The 6,098-nt window shown below is 72.8% G+C and carries 5 protein-coding genes; 3 read left to right on the top strand and 2 right to left on the bottom strand.

The annotated features are described in order from the left end of the window. Window positions 1–237 precede the first annotated feature (237 nt). Complete coding sequence (locus H3C53_03800) at window positions 238–504, top strand: PIN domain-containing protein (GenBank protein MBW7915800.1); 267 nt, start codon at window positions 238–240, stop codon at window positions 502–504. A gap of 45 nt (window positions 505–549) precedes the next feature. On the opposite strand, the gene H3C53_03795 is transcribed toward H3C53_03800, so the two are convergent. After that, window positions 550–1,404 (bottom strand): DMT family transporter, encoded by an 855-nt coding sequence (locus tag H3C53_03795; GenBank protein ID MBW7915799.1) that lies wholly within the window; start codon window positions 1,402–1,404, stop codon window positions 550–552. A gap of 178 nt (window positions 1,405–1,582) precedes the next feature. Here H3C53_03795 and H3C53_03790 point away from each other — a divergent pair, with 178 nt between their 5' ends. Continuing rightward, window positions 1,583–2,056, top strand: a complete 474-nt coding sequence (locus H3C53_03790) for a carboxymuconolactone decarboxylase family protein (GenBank protein ID MBW7915798.1) — start codon at window positions 1,583–1,585, stop codon at window positions 2,054–2,056. Between the two features lie 39 nt (window positions 2,057–2,095). Here H3C53_03790 and H3C53_03785 read toward each other — a convergent pair whose 3' ends face one another. Then, window positions 2,096–3,322 carry a hypothetical protein gene (locus tag H3C53_03785; GenBank protein ID MBW7915797.1) on the bottom strand — a complete coding sequence of 409 codons (1,227 nt, stop codon included), beginning with the start codon at window positions 3,320–3,322 and terminating at the stop codon, window positions 2,096–2,098. Window positions 3,323–3,391: 69 nt separating this feature from the next. Between H3C53_03785 and H3C53_03780 the strand changes: the two genes are divergently transcribed. Next, window positions 3,392–6,097 carry a hypothetical protein gene (locus H3C53_03780; protein MBW7915796.1) on the top strand — a complete coding sequence of 902 codons (2,706 nt, stop codon included), beginning with the start codon at window positions 3,392–3,394 and terminating at the stop codon, window positions 6,095–6,097. The last annotated feature ends 1 nt before the right edge of the window (window position 6,098 follow it).

Raw genomic sequence — 6,098 nt, 5'->3', positions numbered from 1 at the left:
GGCTCTTAGAGCTCGTTGACCTTAACGAGGCCGGTCACCACGACTCCGAGCGCACCTGGACCCGCGACGACATCTACGAAGGGCGCCTCCGGTGGCCGCGTTCCTAGACACGAACGTGCTGGTCTACGCCTTCGACCGCCGGGACGAGCGCAAGCGCGCCACGGCCGAGCCCTCCTGGCGGACGCCTCGGTCAACTGAACGATCAGCAGCCAGGCCCTGAGCGAGTTCTCCTGGGTCGTGACCTGCAAGCTGTCGCCGACCGTGCCCGAGAGCGTCGCCGAGGAGGCGGTCGACCTGCTGGCCGCACAGCTGAACGTCGTGGCAGTGGACGCCCCGCTGGTCACCGGCGCCGTGGAGGTAGCGCGGTCTCACAAGCTCGCGCCCTGGGACGCTCAGCTGCTCGCAGCGGCGCGGCGAGCCAACTGCGTCACGATCCTGACAGGGGACGTCGGTCGCGGCGAGGTCCTCGCCGGGCTGACGCTCGTCTACCCGTTCAGGGGCTGACGCCGGCCCCCATCACGTGCGCGCCGACACCCGGGCCGTGGCGACTCAGCGCGCCCCCGGCCTACGGGCCGGCAGCCTGCCCTCGGCCAGGAACATGGCGCCGAGGATGAGGCCGGCGCCGGCCCACCCGAGCGGCCCCAGCCGCTCGCCGATGAGCACGGCCGCGAACCCCGCGGCGAAGACCGGCTCGAGCACGAATATCAGCGCCGCAAGGTGCGCGGGGACGACGCGCTGCGCGTACGTCTGGACCACCGCGACCAGGGCGGTCGCGACGACGGCCAGGTAGGCGATGGCCAGGTAGGTGGTGAGCGGCACCGCAGGCAGGAGACGCGCCTGCGGCGCGGCCCACAGCCACGCGAGGGCCGCCATGGGCAGGTGCTGCATCATGGCGAGCGACGTGCCCCTCACCCGCCCGGCCACCTCGCCCAGGTAGACGATGTAGACGGCGTAGGTGAGCGCCGTGACTAGGACGATCAGGTCGCCGCCGTTCACGCCGGCCACGCCATCACGCAGCGTGATGAGCGCCAGCCCGGCCACGGCCACCAGCGCCGCCGCCACGACCCGCGGCGCCAGCGACCGCCCGAGCCACGCCTTGGCGACGAGCGGCGTGAGGATGACCGACAGACCCGTGATGAACGCGGCGTTCGACGCGCTGGTGATGGAGAGCCCGATGGTCTGCGTCCCGAAGCCCACGAACGAGAGGACGCCGAGCACGAGCGCCGGCACGACCGCCCGCCGGTCCCAAGGCGCCCAGGCGAGGAGCAGCGCAGCGAGCGTGAAGCGCACCGCGAGCAGCAGCGACACGGGGATCGTGTCCAGCGCCTCCTTGACGACCACGAACGTGCTGCCCCAGATGAGGGTGACGACCACGAGGGCGAGGGCGCCGACGGTGCGGGACACGCCGCCGATCATCGCACGAGGCGTGCGTGACGCGTGGTGAGGCGCGGCGTTCGGCCCGGACGTAGCCTGACCTGTCGGCGAGTCCGCGGGCCCGCCCTCCCCACTACACGGCGCCCTTCCCCGCGCCGCGCGGGCACACGGGCGGCGCGGGAATGGCGCCGACGCGACGGAGGTAACCATGTCAACTCGCATCGATTACGCCAAGGTCGGCCACGACGGGCTGAGCGGGCTCTACAAGCTCGAGGCGTACGTGAGGCATAGCGGCCTCGAGGAGTCCCTCGTGAACCTCGTGAAGATGCGCTCCTCGCAGATCAACGGCTGCGGCTTCTGCCTCGACATGCACTCGAAGGACGCGCGGGCTGCCGGCGAGACCGAGCAGCGGCTATACGTGCTGCCCGCCTGGCGCGAAGCGCCCTTCTACACCGACCGTGAACGCGCGGCGCTGGAGTGGACGGAGGCCCTGACGCTCATCTCGCAGAACGACGTCCCCGACGAGCTATACGAGCGCGTGCGGGCGCAGTTCAGCGAGAAGGAACTCGTCGACCTCACGCTCGCCATCGCGGCCATCAACACGTGGAACCGCTTGTCGATCAGCCTGCGCACGGAGGTGGGCAGCTACCACGTCGGCAAGTACGAGGCGCAACCCGCCTGACGAGCTAGCGCCGGCGCGCCGCTACTGGCCGGCGCGCCGCTACTGGCCGGCGTACCAGACCTCGTTCACCTGCATGCCGATGCCGGGCGCGAGCTTGCGGTAGCGGCTGAAGACCATCAGCCCCGTCTGCGGGTCGTAGTACTGGGTCAGGTCGTCGGTGCTGCCGCCGACCACGATGGCCGGGTAACCGTCCTGGACGCCGGCGAAGTACGCTACCTGGCCGGTGAGCGGGTCCTGGTCGAGGACCTGGCCGGGGGCTAACCGCGCCAGCCCCTCGGGCGGGAGCCAGGGGCCGTCGAACGCGGCACTGCCGACTGCCCGCAGCGTGACCGACTGGTTGGGAGGCAACCCCGCCGAGTTGGCCAGCTGCGTCCAGTAGCGTCCGACGAGCGCGCCGGCCACGGCGCCGTCGAACGCGAAGCCCACGCTGAGCGCGCTGCCCGGCAGCGGCGGTAGCCCGCTGCCCGCCATCTCGCCCCTCGACTGCCCCTGGTAGGCGAGGCTCGCGCCGGGAGCCAGCCACGCCGGCAGCGCCGCCCCGGCCCACGGCACCTGCAGCTGCCGGGCGCCGGCGAACAGCAGGTGAGTGTAGTTCACCGACCCGCGGTTCTGCTGGAGCACGGCGCCGTCCGGCCCGACCGTGAGCACCCCTGGTTGAGCGTCCATGCTGCCACCGAAAAGCAGGAGGCCGGTGGCCGCGTCGTAGACGTGGCTCGTGTAGCTTCCCTGCGCCATCGTGGCTATGGAGATCGTGTCGTAAGTGGCTCCACCGAACACCCTCGGGCCGCGCTTCACGCTGGTCAGACCGTCGAACCCCTCCGGCAGCGCAGCGAGCTGGGCCGGCGAGCGCCAGTACGGCAGGAGCCCGGACAGGTCGCCCACCACGGCGTCGACCCCGGATTGCACGAAGGTCCCCGCGTTCAGGTCTGTGTTCAGGAAGCTGCGGACGTCGCCCACGAGCCCGTCGGGGCCGGCGCCCACGATGTTCACCTGCGTGTACCCCACCCCGCCCCCGCCGTAGGTGCTCTCGAGCTGGTTCCACTGCCCGTTCTGCCACAGCCAGCCGTTGGGGTTGGGGACCAGACGGCTCCCCTCCAGGCTCGAGCCGCCCGCCTGCCACGTCAGCCTGGAACCGACCTGCAGGAAGCCAGGCACCTGGGCGTGCGCCGGGCTCGCCGGCGAGAGGACCACCGCGAACAGAAGTGCGGCGACACGGGTGGCTGCAGCTGCGCGGAGGCGCACCCACCCGGAACTGACCGTCTCCATGACTCTTCCTAGCAGCACCGGTATTAACGCGCGCTTAACCGCGCCGGTCGCTACACTGGCTCGACGCCAATGCGCGGCTTCCGCCCAAGACCCAGCTCCCTGTACCTGCCGCGGCCCCGGCTGTCGGGAAGGCTGCCGGACAGCGCCGGCCACGTGGTGTGGCTCGAGGCTCCCTTCGGTTACGGGAAGAGCGTGCTGGCGGCGCAGTGGGCCGACCTACTGGAGGCGGCCGGTTGGCGCGTGTTCTGGGCGAGCGCCGAGGGGCGCCCCGACCTCCGCTCCGCCCTGGCGTCCGCCCTGGGCATCGCCCCGGAGACGCCCCTGTCGGCGCTCACGGAGGCGCTATGGGCCGTGCCCACCCTGCTGGTGATCGAGGAGGCGGACTCCGCCAGGGACCTGGACCTCGTGCTCAGCCGCATGGAGGGCCTAGTCCTGCTGGCGAGCCGCGGCCCGCTCCCGGTGGCCGAACTGCCGCGTCTCACCACGCAGGGGCGCCTCGTGCACCTCACGAGCGGAGACCTGGCGTTCAACCTGGCGGAGGCGGTGGCACTGTTCGGTGACGCTGCGCTCGGGGAGCGGACGTGGCAACGGACCGCCGGCTGGCCCCTCCCGACCCACTTCGCCGCCCTGACCGGCGAGCAGCCCGAGCCGGCGGCGCTCCTCGCCGGCGTCCGCGCCAGCCTTGGGCTGCGGACTTGGCTGGAGGCGCTCCTCCTCGCGGGAGTGCCGTACCTGCCGACGGCGGCGGCCAGGGGAGCGAGCGCGCGGCTGGCCAAGGCCGGGTTCGCGCAGGAGGTCGAATCGGGCTACCGGCTGCACCCGTGGCTGGCGGAGGCGCTGCTCGCCTCCCACGGCCCCGGGTGCGCCCGCGCGGTCCTCGGCGCGGCAAGGCGCCTGCCGGTCGCTGTCCTCGCCGAGGCGCTGCGGCGAACGCATCAAACCGCGGAGCTCTCCCGTGTCCTCGAGAGCCACGCCGACCTCGCCGCCGCGGAGCCTACCGACTACCTGCGCTGGGACGCGGCCTGCGCGACCCCGCCAGGTCCGGTGAGGCTGCTGAACCGCGCCTGGGCCCAGTCGGTCACGGGCGACCTCGGCGCGGCGCGCCGGAGCTACGAGCAGGTGGCCGGCTCTCCCGCCGCGAGCGCGGGCCAGAGACTCCAGGCGCTCGGCTGGTGGGTGTTCGACCTGCCGCTGGATCAAGTGGAGCGCTACCGCCGCCTCCTCGCGCAGGCGGAGGGGTGCCTGGCCGCGGCGTCGAGCGACGAACGCGGCGACTTCCTCTTCAACGCCAGCGCGTTCCCCCTGGGCAACCGCTCCTGGCACGAGGTGGAGGACCTGTTGCACCGAGCCATCGCCGAGCTCGGCCCGGACGGCAGCGCGTCGATCCGCCTGAGCGCCGAGCTCCGGCTCGCGCAGGTCGGGTGGGAGCTGCGCGGCGACCTGACGGGCCTGCTCCTGGCCCTCGAGGCGCGACTGCGCAGCCAACCGCAGGGGTCCTACAACGCCGCGGTGAGTCACGCCCTCCTTGGCCGCTACCTGGCCCTGCTCGGCCGCGCCGGCGCCGAGGCTCACCTGGAGGAGGCGGCGCGGTCGCAGACAAACCGCGCCGTGGCGCTGATCGCCGCCGCCGAGGCCGCTTGCCTGCGCGGCGACACGGCGGAGTTCCCGCGGTTGGCCGGGGCGTTCGAGCCGTGGGCGGCGGTCGACCCCGGCTCCGCCGACCGGCTCAACGCGCTGTGGGCGAGGGCGTTGCGGCGCGCCGGCCGGCCTGAGGCCGCGCTCGAGATAGCGGCGAACCGCACCGGCCCCGAGTCCCGCTCCGAGCTCGCTCTCGCCCTGGAGGCCTCGGGCCGGCACGCGGAGGCGGTCGCCGCCCTGCCGCCGGCGTTCGAGGGGGAGCCGCGGCTCGCGCGACTCGGCCGGCTGGCGGCGCAGTACCAGGTGACGCGCCGGCCGGCCGACCTGAGCGCTCTGTTGGACGGCACCCAGCTCGGCGCCGAAGCGCTGGCCTCGTTGGTGCCGCTCGGCGCCCTGCCGCGCTCCAGGCCGGAGCTGAGCTACAGTTACGACCTGACCGGCGTGCTCCGTTCCGGTTGGCGCGAAGCCGTGGCCGCGCGCTTGGGCGAGATCCCGCCGCTGGACGTCCGGCTACTCGGCACGCACACCACGACCGTGCTGGGTGAAGCGGTCCCGCTGAAGGGCCGGCACAAGGCCATCCTCACGCTCATGGCCCTGCGGCTCGACCGCTCCCGGATCGGGGCGGTGCTGTGGCCGGACGTGAGCCGGCGGAGCGTGCTCAACAACCTGCACGTGCAGCTCAACCAGCTTCGCAAGGCGCTCGAGCCGTGGGGGGTGAAGACGTACCTCCACGAGGAGGGCTTGCACAACGCACGGGTCGACCTGTGGGAGCTGCGGTCAGCCCTGTCCGCAGGCGACGCCGAGCGCGTGCTGGAGCTCTACCGCGAACCGTTCGCTCCCGGTGTCGACCTGGAACCGGTCGAGGAGCTCCGCTACACGCTTAGACGGGAGGTGGCGACACTGCTGCTCGAGTCGGCAGGCAGGCGAGCTGACCCGCTGCCGTTCCTGGAGCGGGTCCTGGAGCTCGAGCCGTTGGAGGAAGCGGCGTGGCAACGCCTGCTCGCGGAACTCGTGCGGCGGGGCAGGCGCGGGGAGGCGCTGGAGCGTTACCGCCGGTTCGCGGCGCGGCTCGAGGCCGAACTGGAAGTCGCGCCGCTCCCGGAGACCAGCGGGATAGTCGAGGCCTTCCGGCCCTGAT

It is taken from the genome of Trueperaceae bacterium (genome assembly GCA_019454765.1).
Taxonomy (GTDB): domain Bacteria; phylum Deinococcota; class Deinococci; order Deinococcales; family Trueperaceae; genus JAAYYF01.
This window is presented reverse-complemented; position numbering and strand designations above follow the sequence as displayed.